Raw genomic sequence first — 22,255 nt, 5'->3', positions numbered from 1 at the left:
TGAGGTCTAGCAATTGACATCTATTTCTCACGCTTCAGCCGTTTTACTTTCGAATACAACAGCAAGGTGAACGCATCTTTATCACCCGAATGATGACAACGCCGATGGCAATTCGGGCACAACGCAACGGCGTTGCTCGTCCGATCCGAACCTTTCTGCGCCAAATGTTTAACGTGGTGAACCTCAAGAAACGGCGAGTCGTCCTTTTCAAACGGAGCAGGCTGATCACAGCCTTCGCAGATGCCCTTGGCATTCTGCCGAACCCAGGCTCTGACCTCAGGATCACGAATGTAAGTGATGCTACTGGTAGAGGCTCGCTTGGGTTTCAAGATCCCTTTCGGTTCTTTATCGAGCGGTTTCTGTTCAAGGGCAATTGCGCGACGTTCAAGCGTTTCTTCATCGGCGGATGGTTCAAAGTCGTCAGCGGCAAGTGCTTCACGAATACCGTGTTCAACATTGGCACCGACATTTTCCGCTGGTCTGTATCCCTTGATGCGAGCGCGCCCCAACTGTTCCAGGACGGTAGAGATGTTCCGCATCCGGAACTCAACGGAGCTTTCGGAGCGGTCTGCCAAGGCACCCTGACGCAGCAAGCGATTCGCTTGGGCTTTATTGAATTTCTGTCCTTTCAGTTCAAGTGCAAGCATCGTGAGATAGGCCCCTACAGCGGCCTTAATTTCCGACTTGCTCCAATCTTCGCTCTTCTTTTCAGTATCCATACAATCGCCGAGGGTTAAATACCTTCGGACGATACTGAGTGGCCACTACGACTGTCTACGAAAATTCCTACACAAAACGGAGACGAATCTCGCAAGCGATCCTACAAGCACGTCACCTAACCCAACGATTGCTTCGACAACTGAAACACCTGCACTACCTTCCGCCACCAAGGCTTAACCACCGGCATCCGCCGTTGCGTGTGATCGAGCAACAGGTAGGGCATGTCCCGCAATCGAATCCACCCTTCATCCTGCCAATGCAGTAGGCTCAGCGACATCTCCGGCCAATCCAACAAACTCAGCATCGGTCGATCCGAATTGTCCGACTGCTCCGCGTCACGTAAGGCCGGCACCACTTGATGGGTGATCCACTCACGCAGTAACCGATTTCCGGGCGCGTAGTGATACACCAACAGTGCATATACGCCGGATTCACTGAGCATCAACTGCTTTTCCGGTTGCCGGTGATATTCAATCCACAATGTTCGGTGCTGGTCCTTGTCTAGCTTGTTGACCATGCGTTCACTTAGATGGAAACCCATCAAGCGGCCGATATCGCGGGCACAGAACCATGGTTGGTTTTCAAGGAGAAGGGCGTGTAGAGGTAGGTTGTGGCGAGTGAAAGTTGTCGAAATGTACGGATCAGATATGAGTGATCTTTGAGGTGCCGCAGAGCGGTTGTGCGTGTCGACTGGCATTTCCATTACCCCTACGTATGAAGTTGATGAGGGCCGAACCCGACGTAGAGGATCTAAGAAATCCCAACAAGCTATTTCTTTCAGGCACAGGATTACGCATTTATAGCTGATAACAGCGTGCGGTCTGTGCGGCGAAATTTGCTTCTACGTTGGGCGTTTCTTAGGCACCTGCAATAGAGCTTAGAGCTGCTTGGAGTGGCCCTCAATACAGACGGTGCTGGAATACATGTGGGAGATTTAGCTACTACTGATATTGCGAGTAAGAGTTTTCCTACCCCATAAAAAAGCCCCGATCAGATCGGGGCTTTTTGGTTTTCGATTTGTCGATTCAAGTCGTCAAATCGCGGCTAGCTCAGGAATCAATCCCAGCTCAAAGCCCCACCAGTCTGATACTCAATAACCCGAGTCTCAAAGAAATTCTTCTCTTTCTTCAAGTCCATGATCTCGCTCATCCATGGGAACGGGTTAGTCGTCCCTGGATACTCTTCCTTCAGACCAATCTGCGACAGACGACGGTTAGCGATGAACTTCAGGTAGTCCTCCATCATCGCAGCGTTCATGCCCAATACCCCACGAGGCATGGTGTCACGAGCGTATTCGATCTCCAGCTGAGTACCTTGCAGAATCATCTGCGAAGCTTCTTCCTTCATTTCAGCATCCCACAAATGCGGGTTTTCGATTTTGATCTGGTTGATCACGTCGATGCCGAAGTTCAGGTGCATGGATTCGTCGCGCAGGATGTACTGGAACTGCTCGGCGACGCCGGTCATTTTGTTGCGGCGGCCCATGGAGAGGATCTGGGTGAAGCCGCAGTAGAAGAAGATGCCTTCCAGAACGCAGTAGTAGGCGATCAGGTTGCGCAGCAGCTCCTTGTCGGTTTCGACGGTGCCGGTTTCGAACTTCGGATCGGAGATCGAGCGGGTGTATTTCAGGCCCCAGGTGGCTTTTTTCGCGACCGATGGGATCTCGTGGTACATGTTGAAGATTTCGCCTTCATCCATGGCCAGCGATTCGATGCAGTACTGGTAGGCGTGGGTGTGGATCGCCTCTTCGAAGGCCTGGCGCAGGATGTACTGGCGGCATTCCGGGTTGGTGATCAGGCGGTACACGGCCAGGACCAGGTTGTTGGCAACCAGGGAGTCGGCGGTGGAGAAGAAGCCGAGGTTGCGCATCACGATGCGGCGCTCGTCGTCGGTCAGGCCTTCCGGGTTTTTCCAGAGGGCGATGTCGGCGGTCATGTTGACTTCTTGCGGCATCCAGTGGTTTGCGCAGCCGTCCAGGTACTTCTGCCAGGCCCAGTCGTACTTGAAGGGTACGAGTTGGTTGAGGTCGGCGCGGCAGTTGATCATGCGCTTTTCGTCAACGGCGACACGGGCGGAGGCGCCTTCGAGTTCGGCGAGGCCTTCGGCGACGTCGAGGGAATCCAGGGCAGCTTTGGCGCGGGCAACGGCGGCGGAGTCAGCGGCGGTCACGGCACGGGCTTCCAGGGCGGCGGCACCGCCGGCGCTGTCGAGACGGTCCATGTTGGCTTCGGTGGCGTGGCCAGCGTTGGCGCTCTTGACTGCTACTTCCGTGTCTTCTTTGTCGAATTCGTCCCAGCTCAGCATGACGTGTCGTCTCCTGCGTGAGGGCCAGTGTGCCCGTGTGAAATTGGATAGGTCGGTTTTTCACACGGCCTTACTGGCCGCGTTGGATCTAAAGGAATCGTTTTTTGCGGCAGCTATACGCAGGCATCAAACAGAATTTTGTACGGGGTTCCGAGAGCCACTGATGGGCGCAGCAAGCGTTGATCGCTTGTGCGGGGCTTCAGACTGGCTTTTCGTCCCTGTAAGGGAATATTGCAGGCCCGTTTAAGGCCGCATTATAGGGAAGTTTTGCGTGCTGTGGTGCGGCGAAATGGCTCACGGAACGGTCGACGGGGGCCGTTTTTCGGTCGGAGTGAGGGTTTACAGGGCTTTGAACGATGTTGGCGGGGGAAGATTTTTTTTCTTAATTTTTTGCCCCGGATTATTTTTGTTCAAGAAATGAACAAAAAAGGCTTTTTTCACTACATCTTGTGTTTCGGTGGGTGTTTCTCAGGCTCCAGACACAACTAAGCCCGACCGAAGTCGGGCTGTGAAGTCACGCTGGCGGATCAGCTCAGGCGAGCGGCACCGACGTGATCGGCACCATCGGCGGCTAGACGGGCTGCGCCGGTGTGGTCGGAGCCATCGGAGGCCAGTTTGCCTGCACCGACGTGATCGGCACCATCGGCGGCGAGGCGGGCGGCACCGGTGTGGTCAGAGCCGTCGGAAGCCAATTTGCCTGCGCCAACGTGATCGGCACCATCGGCAGCGAGGCGGGCGGCGCCGGTGTGGTCGGAACCGTCGGAAGCGACAGCGGCTTCACTGGTGTAAACGGCAGAGCCGGTGCGGTCGTAACCATCGGCGGCGAAGGTGTTGGCTGCCAGGACGGAGAGGGTCAGGGCGAGGATCAGTTGGGTTTTCATGGTTGTTGCTCCAGATTCGTGGGTGTTGTTTGTCTTGGGTTGCAGTTGATTCTACGCCTGCTATTTCGATTAAAAAGCGCAAATAAATGCTTAAAATAATCGAATTAATCGATCATTAGGGTTCGGCGCTTCATCTGCCTGATTGCGGCGGGTGGGTCGAACCTTTTGGGGGAGGGGTGAAGTAGGGGATCAGCCGTTGGAGCATCCATTGCCCATCATGCTGTAGCGCAGGATATGTCGTTGGCCGTGAGAGTCTTCGTATTCCATTTTCATCGGCACAACTTCACACACGTTCGGGGCTTCGCTCATGGAGATCACTTTGGCGATGTCCAGGTGGGTGGAGTAGGTGTATTCCTCTATTGCTGGTTGTTGCTGTGCGACATCAGTCGGGACCTCGTTTGCCATGGCGGTTGCGCACAGACTGCTGAGGGCCAGAACCAATAAAGCTTTCATTTGAAATTTACCTTTTAGAGGTCGAAAGGGGGCACGCAATCTTTTTGGGATTGCGTGTGGAGCTTCGGTGTCAGGGGTTTGATTAACTGCCTTCGTGGGGGCTGCAACTTGGTTAATCAGGTTGCCTTGTTGGCGTGGCTGATTTTAGGCGTCGACGCTTCGTCCATATAGGCGTGGTTTTGATAAACACTTTTGACAGATCCTGTAACAATCCCTGAATAACCTCTTCTTTTGTAGGAGCGAGCTTGCTCGCGATGAACCTGAGGGCTCCGCGGGGTGTCAGGCTAGGCGCGTTATCGTTGACGACCATCGCGAGCAGGGCTCGCTCCTACAGGGAACTGTGGGCGGAGTAGGGGTATTCACGACATTTTGTAGGGACTTGTTACTACCATCGTCGAATGGTTCTATAGCCCCGGCCCGGCTAAAACAGGGTCATACAAAAACAACTATTCCACCGAGGTAAGAAAGATGAGTGCGGCTTCCCTGTATCCCGTTCGTCCCGAGGTTCTGGCTAACACGCTGACCGACGAGGCGACCTACAAGGCGATGTACCAGCAGTCGGTCGTCAACCCCGACGGCTTCTGGCGCGAGCAAGCCAAGCGCCTCGACTGGATCAAGCCTTTCACCACGGTGAAGCAGACTTCCTTCGACGATCACCATGTCGACATCAAATGGTTCGCCGACGGTACCCTGAACGTTTCCTACAACTGCCTGGACCGTCATCTGGCCGAGCGCGGCGATCAGGTCGCGATCATCTGGGAGGGCGATGACCCTGCCGAAAGCCGCAACATCACTTACCGCGAACTGCACGAGCAAGTGTGCAAGTTCGCTAACGCCCTGCGTGGCCAGGATGTGCACCGCGGCGACGTGGTGACTATCTATATGCCGATGATCCCCGAAGCCGTGGTCGCCATGCTGGCCTGTACCCGGATCGGCGCGATTCACTCGGTGGTGTTCGGCGGCTTCTCGCCCGAAGCCCTGGCCGGTCGCATCATCGACTGCAAATCCAAAGTGGTGATCACCGCCGACGAAGGCATTCGTGCCGGCAAGAAGATCCCGCTCAAGGCCAACGTCGACGACGCGCTGACCAACCCGGAAACCAGCAGCATCCAGAAAGTCATCGTGTGCAAGCGCACCGGTGGCGACATCAAGTGGAACCAGCATCGCGACATCTGGTTCGAGGACCTGATGAAAGTGGCCGGCACCGTGTGTGCGCCGAAAGAAATGGGCGCCGAAGAAGCGCTGTTCATCCTTTACACCTCCGGCTCCACTGGCAAGCCGAAGGGCGTGCAGCACACCACCGGCGGCTACTTGCTGTACGCGGCCATGACCCACGAGCGCGTGTTCGACTACCGCCCGGGTGAAATCTACTGGTGCACCGCCGACGTCGGCTGGGTCACCGGCCACAGCTATATCGTCTACGGCCCGCTGGCCAATGGCGCGACCACGCTGCTGTTCGAAGGCGTGCCGAACTACCCGGACATCACCCGGGTGGCGAAGATCGTCGACAAGCACAAGGTCAACATCCTCTACACCGCACCGACCGCGATCCGCGCCATGATGGCCTCGGGCACTGCCGCCGTTGAAGGCGCCGATGGCAGCAGCCTGCGCCTGTTGGGTTCGGTGGGCGAGCCGATCAACCCGGAAGCCTGGGACTGGTACTACAAGAATGTCGGCAAGTCCCGTTGCCCGATCGTCGACACCTGGTGGCAGACCGAAACCGGCGGCAACATGATGAGCCCGCTGCCGGGCGCTCATGCGCTCAAGCCAGGCTCTGCGGCGCGTCCGTTCTTCGGCGTGGTACCGGCCCTGGTGGACAACCTGGGCAACATCGTCGAAGGCGAGGCCGAGGGCAACCTGGTGATTCTCGATTCGTGGCCAGGCCAGGCGCGTACGCTGTTTGGCGACCATGACCGCTTCGTCGACACCTACTTCAAGACCTTCCGTGGCATGTATTTCACCGGTGACGGCGCCCGTCGCGATGCCGATGGTTACTACTGGATCACCGGTCGCGTGGACGACGTGCTCAACGTGTCCGGCCACCGCATGGGCACCGCCGAGATCGAAAGCGCGATGGTTGCGCACCCGAAAGTCGCCGAAGCGGCGGTGGTCGGTGTGCCGCACGACATCAAGGGGCAGGGCATTTATGTCTATGTCACCCTTAAGAACGGTGAAGAGCCGAACGAGCAGCTGCGCCTGGAGCTGAAAAACTGGGTGCGCAAGGAGATCGGCCCGATTGCTTCACCGGATGTGATCCAGTGGGCGCCGGGGCTGCCGAAGACTCGTTCGGGCAAGATCATGCGGCGGATTCTGCGCAAGATTGCGACGGCTGAGTATGAGGGGTTGGGCGATATCTCCACCCTGGCTGATCCGAGTGTGGTGCAGCATTTGATTGATACCCACAAGACCATGAATGTCGCGTAAGCGGCGGTTCTGAGTCATCCACAGCCCTGCCTGGTTTTGCCTGGCAGGGCTTTTTCTTGTCTGGGGTTTTTGTGGTGTCAGGCAGGCCGCCTTCGCGAGCAAGCCCGCTCCCACAATGGTTCTGTGTCGACCACCAAATTTGCATCCACTAAAGCCCCCTCTGTGGGAGCGGGCTTGCTCGCGAAGGCGGTCTGCCTGACACCAAATAAACAACGGCCAATAAATATCGGCTTCGGCCGCAGGACAATTCCTACTGTTACCTGTGTTATTTCAGGTTACTGAATGTGTAACCGCATCGCGCCAATACGGGGCATTGGGAAACGCCAGTGCTTAAATCCGGCCCTGAAATGCGCCTCAAAAAAATAAGCCGCTACACTGCGCTTGCCGGATTAGAAGGGTTTGCCAATAATAGGCCCGCAATTTGCAACATAGATCGGTTCACTATCTTTTGCTCTTGCATGATTTTGCAGGGCTGTCAACGTGCTAAAACGGCTTTCTCGGTGCTTCTGTAATTAGTTGTCGCATTGAAGAAATATCGGCCTCGGGCCTGTCGTTAGAATGCCGATCACTCGCTCGTCGTTGCTCGTGTTGAATTTCAACACCCGCTTCCCAGGACGCAGCACTGCTTTCTGGTTCCACTCATTCGCATATTGGGCTGTTGCTCACTCTGCCGTTTTTGCCCTTTACCGATGGAGTCCCAAGATGAAGAAACTCGTGCTGCTTGGCGCCCTGGCACTGTCCGTGCTGTCCTTGCCAACCTTCGCCGATGAAAAACCTCTGAAAATCGGTATCGAGGCGGCTTACCCTCCGTTCGCGTCGAAAGCGCCGGACGGCAGCATCGTGGGTTTCGACTACGACATCGGCAACGCGCTGTGCGAAGAAATGAAGGTCAAGTGCGTGTGGGTCGAGCAAGAGTTCGACGGCCTGATCCCTGCGCTTAAAGTGCGCAAGATCGACGCGATCCTGTCGTCCATGTCGATCACTGAAGATCGCAAGAAGTCCGTGGACTTCACCAACAAGTACTACAACACCCCGGCTCGCCTGGTCATGAAGGCCGGCACTCAGGTCAGCGAAGGCCTGACCGAGCTCAAGGGCAAGAACATCGGCGTGCAGCGTGGTTCGATCCACGAGCGTTTCGCCCGCGAAGTCCTGGCCCCGCTGGGTGCCGAGATCAAGCCTTACGGTTCGCAGAACGAAATTTACCTCGACGTGGCCGCCGGCCGCCTCGACGGCACCGTGGCAGACGCTACGCTTTTGGATGACGGCTTCCTGAAAACCGATGCCGGTAAAGGTTTCGCCTTCGTCGGCCCTGCGTTCACCGACGTCAAATACTTCGGCGACGGCGTAGGCATCGCGGTGCGCAAGGGCGACAAGGAAGATCTGGACAAGCTCAACAACGCCATCGCAGCCATTCGCGCGAACGGCAAGTACAAGCAAATCCAGGACAAGTACTTCGCCTTCGATATCTACGGCAAGTAATACGTCCCAGCGACAAGTCCGAAATGGCGCAAGCAACAGGATCTCTGAGGTTTGCGCCATTTTTTCATCCCAACTTTCGAGGACCTGAATCATGTTGAAAGGCTACGGGGCTGTCATCCTCGATGGCGCTTGGCTGACGCTTCAGCTCGCCTTGTCGTCCATGGCCATGGCCATCGTTCTGGGCTTGATCGGCGTGGCACTGCGTCTGTCGCCGGTGCGCTGGCTGGCCTGGCTGGGCGACCTGTATTCCACGGTGATCCGCGGTATTCCCGACCTGGTGCTGATCCTGCTGATTTTCTACGGCGGCCAGGATCTGCTCAACCGCGTCGCACCGCTGCTCGGCTTTGACGAGTACATCGACCTGAACCCGTTGGCGGCCGGTATCGGCACCCTGGGCTTCATCTTCGGTGCGTACCTGTCGGAAACCTTCCGTGGCGCCTTCATGGCGATCCCCAAGGGTCAGGCCGAAGCCGGCATGGCCTATGGCATGAGCAGTTTTCAGGTGTTCTTCCGGGTGCTGGTGCCACAGATGATTCGCCTGGCGATTCCGGGGTTCACCAACAACTGGCTGGTATTGACCAAGGCTACCGCGCTGATTTCGGTGGTGGGTCTGCAAGACATGATGTTCAAGGCCAAGCAGGCGGCCGATGCCACCCGCGAGCCTTTCACCTTCTTCCTCGCAGTAGCCGCGATGTACCTGGTGATCACCAGTGTGTCGTTGCTGGCATTGCGTCACCTTGAGAAGCGCTACTCGGTAGGCGTAAGGGCGGCTGATCTATGATCTTCGACTACAACGTCATTTGGGAGGCCATGCCGCTGTACCTTGGCGGCCTGGTGACCACCCTCAAACTGCTCGCGCTGTCGCTGTTCTTCGGCTTGCTGTGCGCCTTGCCGCTGGGCCTGATGCGCGTCTCGAAGAACTCGGTCGTCAACATGTCGGCCTGGCTCTACACCTACGTGATTCGCGGCACGCCGATGCTGGTGCAGCTGTTCTTGATCTACTACGGTCTGGCGCAGTTCGAAGCGGTGCGGGAAAGTTTCCTCTGGCCGTGGCTGTCCAGCGCAACGTTCTGTGCGTGCCTGGCCTTCGCGATCAACACCAGCGCCTACACCGCCGAAATCATTGCCGGCAGCCTGCGCGCCACGCCGAACGGCGAGATCGAAGCGGCCAAGGCCATGGGCATGTCGCGGGTCAAGATGTACAAGCGCATCCTGCTGCCGTCGGCCCTGCGTCGCGCGCTGCCGCAGTACAGCAACGAAGTGATCATGATGCTGCAGACCACCAGTCTGGCGTCCATCGTGACCCTGATCGACATCACCGGTGCCGCGCGCACGGTCAACGCCCAGTTCTACCTGCCGTTCGAGGCGTACATCACCGCTGGCGTGTTCTACCTGTGCCTGACCTTCATCCTGGTGAAGCTGTTCAAGATGGCCGAGCGCCGCTGGCTGGGCTACCTGGCCCCGCGCAAGCACTGATATCACTGACTGACTGTTTTTGTGAGAACCGACAGCATGTACAAACTTGAAGTCCAAGACCTGCATAAACGCTATGGCAGTCACGAAGTGCTTAAGGGTGTGTCCCTGAAAGCGGCAGCCGGCGATGTGATCAGCATCATCGGTTCCAGTGGCTCCGGCAAAAGTACTTTCCTGCGCTGCATCAACCTGCTGGAGCAGCCGCACGCGGGCAGGATTCTGCTCAACAACGAAGAGCTGAAGCTGGTGGCGAACAAGGACGGTGCGCTGAAGGCCGCCGATCCGAAGCAGCTGCAACGCATGCGTTCGCGCCTGTCGATGGTGTTCCAGCATTTCAACCTGTGGTCGCACATGACCGCGCTGGAAAACATCATGGAAGCGCCGGTGCATGTGCTGGGCGTGTCCAAGGCTGAAGCACGCGAGAAGGCCGAACACTACCTGAACAAGGTGGGCGTGGCCCATCGCAAGGATGCTTACCCTGGGCACATGTCCGGCGGCGAGCAGCAGCGTGTGGCGATTGCCCGTGCGCTGGCGATGGAACCTGAGGTGATGCTGTTCGACGAACCGACCTCGGCCCTCGACCCGGAGCTGGTCGGCGACGTGTTGAAAGTCATGCAGGCTCTGGCCCAGGAAGGCCGGACCATGGTCGTGGTGACTCACGAAATGGGTTTTGCCCGTGAAGTGTCGAACCAGTTGGTGTTCCTGCACAAAGGTGTGGTTGAAGAAAGCGGTAACCCGCGCGAAGTGCTGGTGAACCCGCAATCCGAGCGTCTGCAGCAATTCCTGTCGGGTAGCCTGAAGTAATCAGAACTGACGTTGTGCACTGCGATAGTGCATGCTTCGCAGTCTAAAGGCTGGCCCGGATCCCCTGTGGGAGCGGGCTTGCTCGCGAAGGCGGTGTGTCAGTCAACATCATGGCTGTCTGAACCACCGCTTTTGCGAGCAAGCCCGCTCCCACATTTGATCTTTGCCGGTTTTGCGATTTGTGTTCATTTACGGGCTAGCATTGGCCCATGCCTTCATCACTGTTCTTCGCTTCGGATCGCTCGCCCATGACTGCCCATCGAATTGGTTTCCTGATTTGGCCCAGCACTAAAGCACTGACGCTTGCGCTGGCTGAGGAGGCCTTGCGTGTTGCCCAGCGTGTGCATCCGGACGTGGTTTACGAACTGTCGTTCCTGCAGGCCGAAGCGCCGAGTGAAAGCGCCTGGCAATTGCCGGGTGAGGCGTGGACCGGCAAGCTCGAAAACTTCCAGAAACTGTTCCTGCTCGCTGACGAACCACCGACCGCACTGGCGCCGGCGCTCAGCAGTGCGCTCAAGCAACTGGTGCGTTCCGGTTGTGTGATCGGCGGTCTGTCGGCCGGTGTTTACCCGCTGGCGCAGTTGGGCTTGCTCGACGGTTATCGCGCGGCTGTGCACTGGCGCTGGCAGGATGATTTCGCCGAGCGCTTTCCGAAGGTCATCGCCACCAGTCACCTGTTCGACTGGGATCGCGATCGCCTGACCGCGTGCGGCGGGATGTCGGTGCTCGACTTGTTGCTGGCCGTGCTGGCCCGCGATCACGGTGCGGAACTGGCCGGTGCGGTGTCTGAAGAACTGGTGGTCGAACGCATCCGCGAGGGCGGCGAGCGCCAGCGCATTCCGTTACAGAACCGCCTCGGTTCCAGCCATCCGAAGCTCACACAAGCCGTGTTGCTCATGGAAGCCAACATCGAAGAGCCGCTGACCACCGACGAAATCGCCCAGCACGTGTGCGTATCCCGTCGGCAGCTGGAGCGGATCTTCAAGCAATACCTCAACCGTGTGCCGAGCCAGTATTACCTGGAACTGCGCCTGAACAAGGCCCGGCAGATGTTGATGCAAACCAGCAAATCGATCATCCAGATCGGCCTGTCCTGTGGCTTCTCCTCGGGGCCGCATTTCTCCAGCGCCTACCGCAATTTCTTCGGTGCCACGCCGCGGGAAGATCGCAACCAGCGGCGCAGCAGCAGCCCGTTCGAATTGTCATCGGTGCCGCCGGAACGCGGCTGAGCAGCTCCTGATCCCGATCAGTCTTCCGGTTCGGACGCCTCGGACGTCGACACTTCCAATTCTGCCCGATCGATCACTTCCTGAACGCCGAAGTCGACACTGGTCAGCCTGAAATACTCGATCAGGATCTGCAGGCTGTCTTCGGAGAACGGATTGCCCCGCAAGTTGATGCTTTCGGCGATCTCCAGCGGCAGTTCGAGGAGGTCGGCGGGTATCCGGCTGATTGCGTTGTCGCTCAGGTCTACGGTTTCCAGGCTCTTGAGCTGCAACAGTCCAGCGGGTAATTCGGTGAGCCCGCAGTTGTCCAGTTGCAGGGTCGCCAGGTCCGCCATCTGGCTGATATCCGGAGCCAGCCCCAGCGGATTGTCTCTCAAGTCGATGAACTCCAGGTGGGCCATCTCGGCCAGGTTCAGGGCAGACTGCGGGGTCAGGGTGATGTTGCAGTCGAGGAGATTGAGCGATCTCAAATCGCTCATCCGGAAGATCGCCCCCGGGAGATCGCCTAGCCTGAAGTCGTTGATAACGAGGGTCTTGAGTTTGGGGAAGCACTCCAGAAATCCGGTGACGCCTGTGGTCAGGCCGCTCTCGCTACCTAGGTAAACCAGAGAAACATGGCTGAAATCTGCGCTCAGTGTCGGCAGGTTACCGGTAATCCGCGTATCCAGGCTCAGGTCATAAGTAGTTGCTTGCAGTGAATCGTCGAAATCATCCAGCTCGGTTTCCCGGCGCCAGCAGCGCAGTACGGACTCTCTGAATGCGTCCCGCGTCGAGTGTTCGATCAGCAGTTGCTGGGCAGTGAAGGGTTGATTGCTGTGGGGGTGGACGGCTGGAATATTGCCGGTCCAGGCGGACAGGTCGTTCTCCAGGGTGGTGAGTTCGACTTCCAGGCGGGTCAGTTCGACTCGCCCCTCATTCAGGGTTCCGGGCAGTTTGTAGACGAATTTGCTGGCATCTTCCTGGTCCATCCAGGGGTACAGTGCCTGCGCGCGGTGGATATCTGCTTCTTCGGCAAAGATACCGAAGTCCTGACGGGTCTGCTGGAAGTGCTGTTTGAGGCGTTCGCGGGCTGCGCTTGAAAGCGGATTGTTGCCCAGGTCGAAACCCTCCTGGGTGCGTTGTTGCAACGTGAAAAGTTCGCCGGGCAACTCTTTGATCTGGTTGTTATTGAGCAGGGCGGTGCGCAGGCGTGGGCGAGTCAATAAATCGCGCGGGAGTTCAGTAATGCCCGTCTGCGATACGTCGATGTAATTCAAATCGGGCATGCTGCCGACATCGGGTGTCAGGCCCAAGGGGTTCTTGTACAGGTCCATTGTGGTCAACCGATGCAGGCCCGCGAGCCCGACCTGGCTTTCGGGGCTGAGGGTGATCGCGCAATTGCTCAGAATGAGTTCTTCGAGTTGCAGCGATGGAAGGGTGTCCGGTAAGTGGCCAAGGTTGAAATCGCGCAGTTTCAGGATGCGTAAACCGGTAAAGCTGCGCAGAAACTCATGCATGCCCCGCGTGGCGCTGCTGCCTTCCAGTGTAAGCATTGTGACGCCGCTGAAGTCGGTGCTCAGGGTTGGCAATTCGCCGATGATCGGTTGGAAGAAGTTGAATTCGACTGTTTCAGGCGCGGTCTCGGAAAGGGTCCATTGCTGTCGCCAGCAGTCCATCAGGTCGATGGTGAACTGTCGACGGACCTGCTTTTGTGCAGCGAATTGCTCGGGAGTGACCCTGATTTGTGTGTCTGGAATAAACAGCGGAATTTCGTCGCGCCAGGAAGAAAGCGTTTCCTGGAGCTGCGTGTGTTGAACCATAAGCCGACTCAGTTCTGCCCGCGGTCCGTTTGGGTGCTGTTGCAAGCGTTCGACGAAGGCGTCGAGCTCTTCGGTGGATAGATGGGGGAACAGTGTCTGAGCCCGAGCTTGCAAGGTAGGTGTGTTGCGTGGCATTTGACGATACCCGTCACTGCCACCGAGCAAGCGCATTACCTTTGGGTCGTAGGTGGGTTTGAGGTCGGGGTGTTGAACCAGCCGCGCGCGCAATGCATCTCGGCTCAAGGCATGCTGGCGAATCAGCTGCTTGAGCCGTTCACCTTCACCGATATTCAGATTCAGGGCGGTGCGTTCGCTGTCCGGCATGGCCTGTAGCAGGCAGGTGTAGAGCGAGCCCATGCCGCTGAGTTCTTCGCCGTCATGATCGAAGGCCTGATAAGAGCCGTCCTCTCTGAGTACCAGCACTTTACGCAGAGGCGCGTCGGCATGGCCAAGGCTCTCGATCAGCAGGCCCTCATGGGCATACTGGCGGATTTCCAACCGTAGCTGTCCCGTCCAGCCTGGCAGTTTTTCCAGGGTGTGCAAGGCCAGCCGGTCGGTGTCGAGGTTGTTCTCGGTCGATGGCAAATCAAGCCCCTCGTAGGCGCGTGTCACGCGCACTTGCAATCCGGCCTCTCGGCTCAGCTCGGCTAATCGAGGGGCAACGGTTGCGTTCTTTAGCTGCTGCAGTTCCTGGTCGCTTGCTGTGTCCACAATTGCTTGAGCTACGCTGCGTGGCAGTCCGGGCTCGGCATCCATAACCACTTGTATGGCCGCGCTAGCGCCACGTTCGAGTCTGCGATAACGCTGATCGAACAGGCCTTGCCGTTTCTGTTCGGCAAGCCGCGCAAGTATCTTGCGCAACCGCTGCGCCCGGTTTTCCAGGCCAGGGGAGGGGTGAGCGAATTCTTCGCCCATCAGCGTTCTGGCTTCGCTGTCCGACAGGGGCAGGAGAAAGGTTTTCAGCAGGTCGCCGTCGGTGAGGCGGGAGGCGTCGACTTCCACCACGGGTACATCGGGCGCCGGGCTTTGCCAAAGGGTTTGCGCATTTTCGTCGATCAGTCGCAGGCCTTTGTTTGCCGGCCAGTAACCGTTTTCATTGAGCAGTTCCAGCTGTGTCACGGGATCCGCCTTGAGGAAGTGCTCCGGCTGGTCGCTGCCGATCTGATCGATAAAGGTTTGTATGTCCTGATCGATCCCGAAGCGTTTGAGTGTGTCGGCCAACAACGGCGGCACCTGCCCGGCATTCACGTGCATCTTGCGCAGGGCATTTTCGTGGCTGCCGCTGATACTGAGGATGCGCTCGCGGGTACTGGCCGAAAATCGCTGCATGTCCGGGCCGATACGGTGCAGCACGGTGGCCTGGTCCCAACGCAACGGCTGGTCGAGTTCGGTTTGCCAGGCGCCGCTGCCGTTGTGCCGCAGTTGTGGTTTGTAGGCGTCAGGGCGGGTGGGGTGGTCGATGCGATGCTCGCCGATGACTGAGTCCTCGCTGACGGCGTAGTTTTTGCCTTCCAGGGGTAACAGGGTTTTACCTTGATGCCTGTGCAGTCCGAGTGAATCCGGTTTTGAGTCTGCTGGGAGTGTGGCGGGGTGCTCGTAGGCGGTCAGGTCGGGTTTCCAATAGCGGGTTTCGCCATTGGGCCGCTTCACCGAATTGAAACGGTCGATGAACTGCACAATTTCCTTGGGCAGGATCGCGCGAAATTCTCCCGCCGCGACCACGCCACCCACCGCAAAGGTGCCCAGTTGTACGGCGGATTCAACAACGCCCATGAAATGCTCGAAGGCCTCGGTGGTGTGGCCCTCGGCCCAGTCAACAATGCTTTCGAAGGTTTCGTCGAGCAACTGGTAGGCCATGTAGGCCAGCATCAACTCGCCAAGGAAAGGTACGAACGGCAGGGCAATAAAGGCTGCGATGTTCAGCAGGGTCGAAGCGATTTCGGTAAAGGAGTCCCATAACGCCCAGCGGGCTCTCTGGTCGACTGTTGCGGTGGATACCGCGATCACCCGCGCATCGTTGAGGATCTTGTTGAGCTTGCTCTGGTAGAGGTGGGTCAAGAGATCGTCTTTCACCGGTGTGGCCGCAATGTGCAAGTCGGGACGTTGGTTGGGGCGCTCTCGCCAGGTCGGGTGCGGATCGCCCGGTGGAACAGGCTGCCAGGTTAAAGGTGATAGCTCGTTGTTCAACTGCGCGAAAAAGTGCCCGCGATCCTCATGATTGATGAATCGACTGAAAAACTGTTGGTATTCGGGGGCACGCAAGCGCTGACCAAGTTCCTCGGCGAATGCGGCGGTTGAACTGTATTCCTTGATCGGGTGTTCGGGGTCGTCAGGAATGTAGGCCACCACTCTGACCACTTCTGTTGCGCGCTCCAGATCCGGTGCAAACAAAACGATGCCGGTCAGGCGAGCGTTCATGATTGTCAGTTCATGGAAGCCCCAGGGCAGACCATGCAAACGTAAAGTAGGCAGGTTGTCGAGCAAGCCAAGAGTCAGTTGGTGGACGTCACTGCCCAGCATTTTTTGCATCTGCGCCATGTGCAGGGCAGCGGTGATTGCGGTTTTCTGGCTGTCGTGAATTTTCGATTTCAGTATTGCCGCGGCCACGGGATTGCTGATGCCAAGATTGTCGTCCAGATACTCTTTATAGCGCTGGCCAATGTCCAGTTCCCGGCAGAGGCGGGTAAAAGCCGTGATGGGCATCTTTTCCAGTATCTGCGGCAATGTATTGAATTGCCCGGTAGCAGAAGGGGGCGTGATGTAAGTCGAGGCGGGCTCGAAGGCGTCTGCATTGGTTTCGGCGCTTTCAAAATTGTGCAATGCGGCATCCAGCAGCGACACCGTCCAGATGCGCGCAGCGCCGGATTTCAGCCGAAGCCATGGAATGTGAGCCGGGATATAAAGGCGAAGGAACGTTTTACGAGCGTCCAGTTCCAGGCCGAATCGGGTCTTGAGCGCCGTTTCGAGTAGTGGTTTGGCGAAGTCGGCGGGGCTCTGCAGATTTGCCATCATTTGATCAACCTGGTTCTGGCTGGTCACATGGCGGGCAATGAGTTTGCCCAGTTCTGCATGCTGATGGGCTGGAGCGTCCTTGAGCCCGGCCGGAATGCCTGGCGCGCTGTTGCGCAGTGCCTCACGCCGTTGAGGCGTTGCTTGGCGGAGCCAGGAGGGGATCACGTTGATCAGGTGCTGATAGTGAGCGTCTGGCCTGAATGCGTCGCGAGCAATGTCGGTATGTTGGGTATTCATGCGGTTAAGGTGACCATCGAAGTTGGATGAGACCCCTAGGAAACCGCGTTAGCCCGGACGCTGTGCGGTACATATTTACCGCACTCGGGCCATTGCCATGAGTTACAACGCAGCAAGCCTGCCGCAAACGTCCGCCGCCAGTTAAACTGCGCCTTTGCGACCCTATATGTCGCATTGCCGTAAACCCGGGAAAATCCGGGGTTTGCGCTATAAGAAGTTGTCGCTTGGCGGCAAGGCCGGGCCGAAAACTGTCCTTACAATCCTCACCAAGCTCGCCAGTTTCAGGCGAGTGTTTTCTCTTCAGGAGACTCCGATGTCCGTTGAGCACGCTGCGGTACAACGCGCCGATTTCGATCAGGTAATGGTTCCCAACTATGCGCCTGCCGCATTCATTCCTGTGCGTGGCGCCGGTTCCCGCGTTTGGGACCAGTCCGGTCGCGAGCTGATCGACTTCGCCGGCGGGATCGCCGTCAACGTATTGGGTCACGCGCATCCGGCGCTGGTCGGTGCCTTGACCGAGCAGGCGAACAAGCTGTGGCACGTGTCCAACGTGTTCACCAATGAGCCGGCCCTGCGCCTGGCACACAAGCTGGTCGACGCCACTTTTGCCGAGCGCGCCTTCTTCTGCAACTCCGGCGCCGAAGCCAACGAGGCCGCCTTCAAGCTGGCCCGTCGTGTCGCGTTCGACCGTTATGGCAGCGAGAAGTACGAGATCATCGCCGCGCTCAACAGCTTCCACGGCCGTACCCTGTTCACCGTGAACGTTGGTGGCCAGTCGAAGTATTCCGATGGCTTCGGTCCGAAGATCACCGGCATCACCCACGTGCCGTACAACGATCTGGCTGCGTTGAAAGCTGCCGTTTCCGACAAGACCTGCGCCGTGGTCCTGGAGCCTATTCAAGGTGAGGGCGGCGTACTGCCGGCCGAACTGGCCTACCTGCAAGGCGCCCGCGAACTGTGCAACGAGCACAACGCGCTGCTGGTGTTCGACGAAGTGCAAACCGGCATGGGCCGTACCGGCCACCTGTTCGCCTACCAGCATTACGGCGTGATCCCGGACATCCTGACCAGCGCCAAGAGCCTGGGCGGTGGTTTCCCGATCGCCGCCATGCTGACCACCGAAGACCTGGCCAAGCACCTGGTCGTCGGCACCCACGGCACCACTTACGGCGGCAACCCGCTGGCGTGTGCTGTCGCAGGCGCGGTGATCGACGTGATCAACACCCCAGAGGTGCTGGCTGGCGTCAATGCCAAGCACGACAAGTTCAAGGCACGTCTTGAGCAGATCGGCGAGAAATACGGCCTGTTCACCCAGGTCCGTGGCCTGGGTCTGTTGATCGGCTGTGTGCTGAGCGATGCCTGGAAAGGCAAGGCCAAGGACATCTTCAATGCCGCTGAACAAGAAGGCCTGATGATTCTGCAAGCCGGCCCGGACGTGGTGCGTTTCGCCCCGAGCCTGGTGGTGGAAGACGCGGATATCGATGCCGGTCTGGACCGCTTCGAACGTGCCGCGGCAAAACTGACGCAAGCCTGATAGACCCTTCGACGCCTGACCTTTCAGGCGTCGAACCCAATTTTTGTTCCGGGCCGGATCAAATGTGGGAGCGGGCTTGCTCGCGAAAGCGGTGTATCAGTCAACATTTTTGCTGTCTGACCCACCGCTTTCGCGAGCAAGCCCGCTCCCACAGTCTCCTGCGGAGATGGCCCGGGATTTTTTTCTGTAAGTTCTGAGATTAAGGAGTGACACCATGCTGGTGATGCGCCCCGCGCAAATGGCTGATCTGGGCGAGGTACAGCGTCTGGCTGCGGACAGTCCGATTGGTGTCACTTCCTTGCCGGATGACGTTGAGCGCCTGAGCGACAAGATCGCGGCAAGCGAAGCCTCGTTCGCCGCCGAAGTGAGCTTCAACGGTGAGGAAAGCTATTTCTTCGTCCTCGAAGACTCCACCACCGGCAAGCTGGTCGGTTGCTCGGCCATCGTGGCGTCGGCCGGTTACTCCGAGCCGTTCTACAGCTTCCGCAACGAAACCTTCGTGCACGCTTCCCGCGAGTTGAAGATTCACAACAAGATCCACGTGCTCTCCCAGTGCCACGACCTGACCGGCAACAGCTTGCTGACCAGCTTCTATGTGCAGCGCGAGCTGGTGGGGTCGCCTTGGTCGGAGCTCAACTCCCGTGGCCGTTTGCTGTTCGTGGCCAGCCATCCGGAGCGTTTTGCCGATTCCGTGGTGACCGAAATCGTCGGTTACAGCGATGAAAACGGCGACTCGCCGTTCTGGGATGCCATCGGTCGCAACTTTTTCGATCTCAACTACGCCGAAGCCGAGCGTCTGTGCGGGCTGAAAAGCCGTACGTTCCTTGCCGAACTGATGCCGCATTACCCGATCTACGTGCCACTGCTGCCGGACTCCGCTCAAGAAGCCATGGGCCAGGTGCACCCGCGCGCGCAGATCACCTTCGACATTCTGATGCGTGAAGGTTTCGAGACCGATCACTACATCGACATCTTCGACGGTGGCCCGACCCTGCATGCCCGTGTCTCGGGGATCCGTTCGATCGCCCAGAGCCGTGTGGTGCCGGTGAAGATCGGTGAGCCGGTCAAAGGCGTCGGTCGCCAGTACCTGGTTGCCAATGCCCAGTTGCAGGATTACCGCGCGGTCATGCTCGAGCTCGATTACGCGCCGGGAAAACCGGTGACCCTGGACCTGGAGGCGGCCGAAGCCCTGGGTGTCGGCGAGGGTGCCAGCGTGCGCCTGGTCGCGGTTTAACAGCGACCTGGCCTGATTGCTCGTTTAGAAAGCAGCGAAGTTTCACGGGTGGCGCAAGCGGCCCGTTTGAGGAGATAGCATGATCGTTCGTCCCGTACGCAGCAGCGATTTACCCGCTCTGATCGACCTGGCCCGCAGCACCGGCACCGGCCTGACCACCTTGCCGGCCAACGAAGAGCGGCTGGCCCATCGGGTCGGCTGGGCCGAGAAGACCTTTCGCGGCGAAGCCGGGCGGGGCGACGCGGACTACCTGTTCGTGCTCGAAGATGACGACGGGCGCGTGGTGGGTATTTCCGCCATTGCCGGCGCCGTTGGCCTGCGTGAGCCTTGGTACAACTTCCGGGTCGGTCTGACGGTCAGCGCCTCGCAAGAGTTGAACATCTATCGTGAAATCCCGACGCTGTTCCTGGCCAACGACCTGACCGGCAACTCCGAGCTGTGCTCGCTGTTCCTGCACGCCGATTTCCGCAGTGGCCTCAACGGTCGCATGCTGTCCAAGGCGCGGATGCTGTTCATCGCCGAATTCCCGCAACTGTTCGGCAACAAGATCATTGCCGAAATGCGCGGTGTTTCCGACGAGGCCGGGCGTTCGCCGTTCTGGGAAAGCCTGGGCCGGCACTTCTTCAAGATGGAATTCAGCCAGGCTGACTACCTGACCGGCGTGGGCAACAAGGCGTTCATCGCCGAACTGATGCCGAAATTCCCGCTGTACACCTGCTTCCTGTCGCCGGATGCGCGCAATGTGATCGGTCAGGTTCATCCGGACACCGAGCCGGCGCTGGCCATGCTCAAGAGCGAAGGTTTCAGCTACCAGGGCTACGTCGATATCTTCGACGCAGGCCCGGCGATCGAGTGCGAAACGGGCAAGATCCGCGCCGTGCGCGACAGCCAGGCGCTGGTGCTGGCCGTCGGCACACCGGGTGACGATGCCACGCCATTCATCATTCACAACCGCAAGCGCGAGGACTGCCGGATCACTGCCGCGCCTGCACGTCTGGCCGCCGGCACCCTGGTGGTCGACCCGTTGACCGCCAAACGTCTTCAACTCAACGCGGGCGATCAAGTGCGCGCCGTGGCGTTGTCCGCAGCTCGGGAGTCGAAATAATGAAGTCGCTTTACATCGCAGGTGAATGGCTGGCAGGTGGGGGCGAAGCCTTCGAGTCGCTGAACCCGGTGACGCAGCAGGTGCTGTGGTCCGGCGTCGGAGCCACCGCCGGTCAGGTCGAGTCGGCTGTGCAAGCGGCGCGTCAGGCGTTCCCGGACTGGGCGCGGCGCACCCTGGAAGAGCGTATCTCGGTGCTGGAGGCCTTTGCCGCCGCGCTGAAGAATCACGCTGACGAATTGGCTCATACCATCGGCGAAGAAACCGGCAAACCCCTGTGGGAAGCGGCGACCGAAGTCACCAGCATGGTCAACAAGATTGCCATCTCGGTGCAGAGCTACCGCGAACGTACCGGCGAGAAGAGCGGGCCGCTGGGCGATGCCACCGCTGTGCTGCGCCACAAACCCCACGGCGTGGTGGCAGTGTTCGGTCCTTACAACTTCCCGGGTCACCTGCCGAACGGCCATATCGTGCCGGCACTGTTGGCCGGTAACAGCGTGCTGTTCAAGCCTAGCGAACTGACACCGAAAGTCGCTGAGCTGACGGTCAAGTGCTGGATCGAGGCTGGCCTGCCAGCTGGCGTCTTGAACCTGCTGCAAGGCGCTCGCGAAACCGGCATCGCCCTGGCCGCGAACCCGGGCATCGACGGGCTGTTCTTCACCGGTTCCAGCCGCACCGGCAATCACCTGCACCAGCAATTCGCCGGTCGTCCGGACAAGATCCTGGCGCTGGAAATGGGCGGTAACAACCCGCTGGTGGTCGATCAGGTCGCCGACCTCGATGCCGCGGTGTACACCATCATTCAGTCGGCGTTCATTTCCGCCGGCCAGCGTTGCACCTGTGCCCGTCGCTTGCTGGTGCCGCAAGGTGCCTGGGGCGACTCGTTGCTGGCGCGCCTGGTGGCGGTCAGCTCGACCCTCTCAGTCGGAGCCTTCGATCAGCAGCCGGCGCCGTTCATGGGCTCGGTGGTTTCCCTTGGCGCTGCGAAAGCGTTGATGGATGCGCAAGAGCATCTGCTGGCCAATGGCGCCGTGGCGCTGCTGGAAATGACTCAGCCTCAGGCTCAATCGGCCTTGCTGACCCCGGGCATCCTGGACGTGAGCGCCGTTGCCGATCGTCCTGACGAAGAGCTGTTCGGCCCGTTGCTGCAGGTGATCCGCTACGCTGATTTTGAAGCGGCGATCGCTGAAGCCAACGACACCGCCTACGGTCTGGCCGCCGGCCTGCTGTCGGACTCCGAAGCACGCTACCAGCAGTTCTGGCTGGAAAGCCGCGCCGGTATCGTCAACTGGAACAAGCAACTGACCGGTGCCGCGAGCAGCGCGCCATTCGGCGGCGTAGGGGCCTCGGGTAACCACCGCGCCAGCGCTTACTACGCGGCGGATTACTGCGCGTACCCGGTGGCCTCGCTGGAAACGCCGAGCCTGGTGTTGCCAGCGGCCCTTACGCCTGGCGTGAAGATGGCGTGATGCCCATCGCGGGCAAGCCCGCTCCCACAGGTTCGGTGGCGTTCACATATCTTGTGTACGACGCAATCACTGTGGGATGAGCTTGCTCGCGATGGCCGCGACCC

General features: G+C 58.8%; 16 protein-coding genes. 10 read left to right on the top strand and 6 right to left on the bottom strand.

What is annotated here, in order from left to right; all coding sequences use genetic code 11:
• Positions 1–20: 20 nt before the first annotated feature.
• The 5 genes from PspS34_RS21655 to PspS34_RS21635 form a co-directional block, all read right to left on the bottom strand.
• Entirely contained in the window at positions 21–719 is a 699-nt protein-coding gene (locus tag PspS34_RS21655) for an HNH endonuclease (RefSeq protein WP_154860382.1), read from the bottom strand.
• 116 nt (positions 720–835) lie between these two features.
• Positions 836–1,369 (bottom strand): Bro-N domain-containing protein, encoded by a 534-nt coding sequence (locus PspS34_RS21650; protein ID WP_154860542.1) that lies wholly within the window; start codon positions 1,367–1,369, stop codon positions 836–838.
• A 407-nt stretch (positions 1,370–1,776) separates the two neighbouring features.
• On the bottom strand, positions 1,777–3,024 hold the full coding sequence (locus tag PspS34_RS21645; protein WP_007978181.1) for a ribonucleotide-diphosphate reductase subunit beta: 1,248 nt from the start codon (positions 3,022–3,024) through the stop codon (positions 1,777–1,779).
• Between the two features lie 527 nt (positions 3,025–3,551).
• A complete protein-coding gene (locus tag PspS34_RS21640; RefSeq protein WP_154860381.1) occupies positions 3,552–3,905 on the bottom strand; it encodes a hypothetical protein in 354 nt (117 codons plus the stop codon).
• A 189-nt stretch (positions 3,906–4,094) separates the two neighbouring features.
• Positions 4,095–4,358: a DUF2790 domain-containing protein gene (locus PspS34_RS21635; protein ID WP_057713604.1), complete on the bottom strand. Its 264-nt coding sequence runs from the start codon at positions 4,356–4,358 to the stop codon at positions 4,095–4,097.
• Between the two features lie 468 nt (positions 4,359–4,826).
• Here PspS34_RS21635 and acs point away from each other — a divergent pair, with 468 nt between their 5' ends.
• The 6 genes from acs to argR all read left to right on the top strand — a co-directional run bounded on the left by acs (position 4,827) and on the right by argR (position 11,767).
• Positions 4,827–6,782, top strand: coding sequence for an acetate--CoA ligase (gene acs, locus PspS34_RS21630; protein WP_154860380.1), 1,956 nt, complete (start codon positions 4,827–4,829; stop codon positions 6,780–6,782).
• A gap of 702 nt (positions 6,783–7,484) precedes the next feature.
• Positions 7,485–8,261 carry an ABC transporter substrate-binding protein gene (locus tag PspS34_RS21625; protein WP_056724133.1) on the top strand — a complete coding sequence of 259 codons (777 nt, stop codon included), beginning with the start codon at positions 7,485–7,487 and terminating at the stop codon, positions 8,259–8,261.
• 91 nt (positions 8,262–8,352) lie between these two features.
• Positions 8,353–9,042, top strand: coding sequence for an ABC transporter permease (locus tag PspS34_RS21620; protein ID WP_015096506.1), 690 nt, complete (start codon positions 8,353–8,355; stop codon positions 9,040–9,042).
• Positions 9,039–9,737: an ABC transporter permease gene (locus PspS34_RS21615; RefSeq protein WP_056724135.1), complete on the top strand. Its 699-nt coding sequence runs from the start codon at positions 9,039–9,041 to the stop codon at positions 9,735–9,737. Before PspS34_RS21620 ends, PspS34_RS21615 begins: the two co-directional genes overlap by 4 nt.
• A gap of 36 nt (positions 9,738–9,773) precedes the next feature.
• On the top strand, positions 9,774–10,538 hold the full coding sequence (locus tag PspS34_RS21610; RefSeq protein WP_057713607.1) for an ATP-binding cassette domain-containing protein: 765 nt from the start codon (positions 9,774–9,776) through the stop codon (positions 10,536–10,538).
• Positions 10,539–10,786: 248 nt separating this feature from the next.
• On the top strand, positions 10,787–11,767 hold the full coding sequence (gene argR, locus PspS34_RS21605) for a transcriptional regulator ArgR (protein WP_150812124.1): 981 nt from the start codon (positions 10,787–10,789) through the stop codon (positions 11,765–11,767).
• Between the two features lie 17 nt (positions 11,768–11,784).
• On the opposite strand, the gene PspS34_RS21600 is transcribed toward argR, so the two are convergent.
• Positions 11,785–16,812, bottom strand: coding sequence for a DUF6543 domain-containing protein (locus tag PspS34_RS21600; protein WP_154860379.1), 5,028 nt, complete (start codon positions 16,810–16,812; stop codon positions 11,785–11,787).
• Positions 16,813–17,125: 313 nt separating this feature from the next.
• Between PspS34_RS21600 and PspS34_RS21595 the strand changes: the two genes are divergently transcribed.
• From PspS34_RS21595 to astD, 4 genes are all read left to right on the top strand, one after another.
• Entirely contained in the window at positions 17,126–18,346 is a 1,221-nt protein-coding gene (locus PspS34_RS21595; RefSeq protein WP_057713610.1) for an aspartate aminotransferase family protein, read from the top strand.
• Between the two features lie 214 nt (positions 18,347–18,560).
• Positions 18,561–19,580, top strand: a complete 1,020-nt coding sequence (aruF, locus tag PspS34_RS21590; protein WP_150812126.1) for an arginine/ornithine succinyltransferase subunit alpha — start codon at positions 18,561–18,563, stop codon at positions 19,578–19,580.
• A 79-nt stretch (positions 19,581–19,659) separates the two neighbouring features.
• Complete coding sequence (gene astA / locus PspS34_RS21585; protein WP_150812127.1) at positions 19,660–20,685, top strand: arginine N-succinyltransferase; 1,026 nt, start codon at positions 19,660–19,662, stop codon at positions 20,683–20,685.
• The gene (gene astD, locus PspS34_RS21580; RefSeq protein ID WP_174245554.1) at positions 20,682–22,151 is read left to right on the top strand and encodes a succinylglutamate-semialdehyde dehydrogenase; all 1,470 of its coding nucleotides are present in this window, start codon (positions 20,682–20,684) and stop codon (positions 22,149–22,151) included. Before astA ends, astD begins: the two co-directional genes overlap by 4 nt.
• The last annotated feature ends 104 nt before the right edge of the window (positions 22,152–22,255 follow it).

Origin of the sequence: Pseudomonas sp. S34 (genome assembly GCF_009866745.1) — a bacterium.
In the GTDB taxonomy this organism is placed as follows: domain Bacteria; phylum Pseudomonadota; class Gammaproteobacteria; order Pseudomonadales; family Pseudomonadaceae; genus Aquipseudomonas; species Aquipseudomonas jessenii.
This window is presented reverse-complemented; position numbering and strand designations above follow the sequence as displayed.

What these genes read in the sequence shown, in the direction of transcription:
- PspS34_RS21595 (WP_057713610.1), top strand. Translation starts at nt 17,126, where the DNA reads ATGTCCGTTGAGCACGCTGCGGTACAACGCGCCGATTTCGATCAGGTA.
- PspS34_RS21600 (WP_154860379.1), bottom strand. Translation starts at nt 16,812, where the DNA reads ATGAATACCCAACATACCGACATTGCTCGCGACGCATTCAGGCCAGAC.
- PspS34_RS21620 (WP_015096506.1), top strand. Translation starts at nt 8,353, where the DNA reads ATGTTGAAAGGCTACGGGGCTGTCATCCTCGATGGCGCTTGGCTGACG.
- astA (WP_150812127.1), top strand. Translation starts at nt 19,660, where the DNA reads ATGATCGTTCGTCCCGTACGCAGCAGCGATTTACCCGCTCTGATCGAC.
- acs (WP_154860380.1), top strand. Translation starts at nt 4,827, where the DNA reads ATGAGTGCGGCTTCCCTGTATCCCGTTCGTCCCGAGGTTCTGGCTAAC.
- aruF (WP_150812126.1), top strand. Translation starts at nt 18,561, where the DNA reads ATGCTGGTGATGCGCCCCGCGCAAATGGCTGATCTGGGCGAGGTACAG.
- PspS34_RS21655 (WP_154860382.1), bottom strand. Translation starts at nt 719, where the DNA reads ATGGATACTGAAAAGAAGAGCGAAGATTGGAGCAAGTCGGAAATTAAG.
- PspS34_RS21625 (WP_056724133.1), top strand. Translation starts at nt 7,485, where the DNA reads ATGAAGAAACTCGTGCTGCTTGGCGCCCTGGCACTGTCCGTGCTGTCC.
- argR (WP_150812124.1), top strand. Translation starts at nt 10,787, where the DNA reads ATGACTGCCCATCGAATTGGTTTCCTGATTTGGCCCAGCACTAAAGCA.
- PspS34_RS21610 (WP_057713607.1), top strand. Translation starts at nt 9,774, where the DNA reads ATGTACAAACTTGAAGTCCAAGACCTGCATAAACGCTATGGCAGTCAC.
- PspS34_RS21615 (WP_056724135.1), top strand. Translation starts at nt 9,039, where the DNA reads ATGATCTTCGACTACAACGTCATTTGGGAGGCCATGCCGCTGTACCTT.
- PspS34_RS21635 (WP_057713604.1), bottom strand. Translation starts at nt 4,358, where the DNA reads ATGAAAGCTTTATTGGTTCTGGCCCTCAGCAGTCTGTGCGCAACCGCC.
- PspS34_RS21640 (WP_154860381.1), bottom strand. Translation starts at nt 3,905, where the DNA reads ATGAAAACCCAACTGATCCTCGCCCTGACCCTCTCCGTCCTGGCAGCC.
- PspS34_RS21645 (WP_007978181.1), bottom strand. Translation starts at nt 3,024, where the DNA reads ATGCTGAGCTGGGACGAATTCGACAAAGAAGACACGGAAGTAGCAGTC.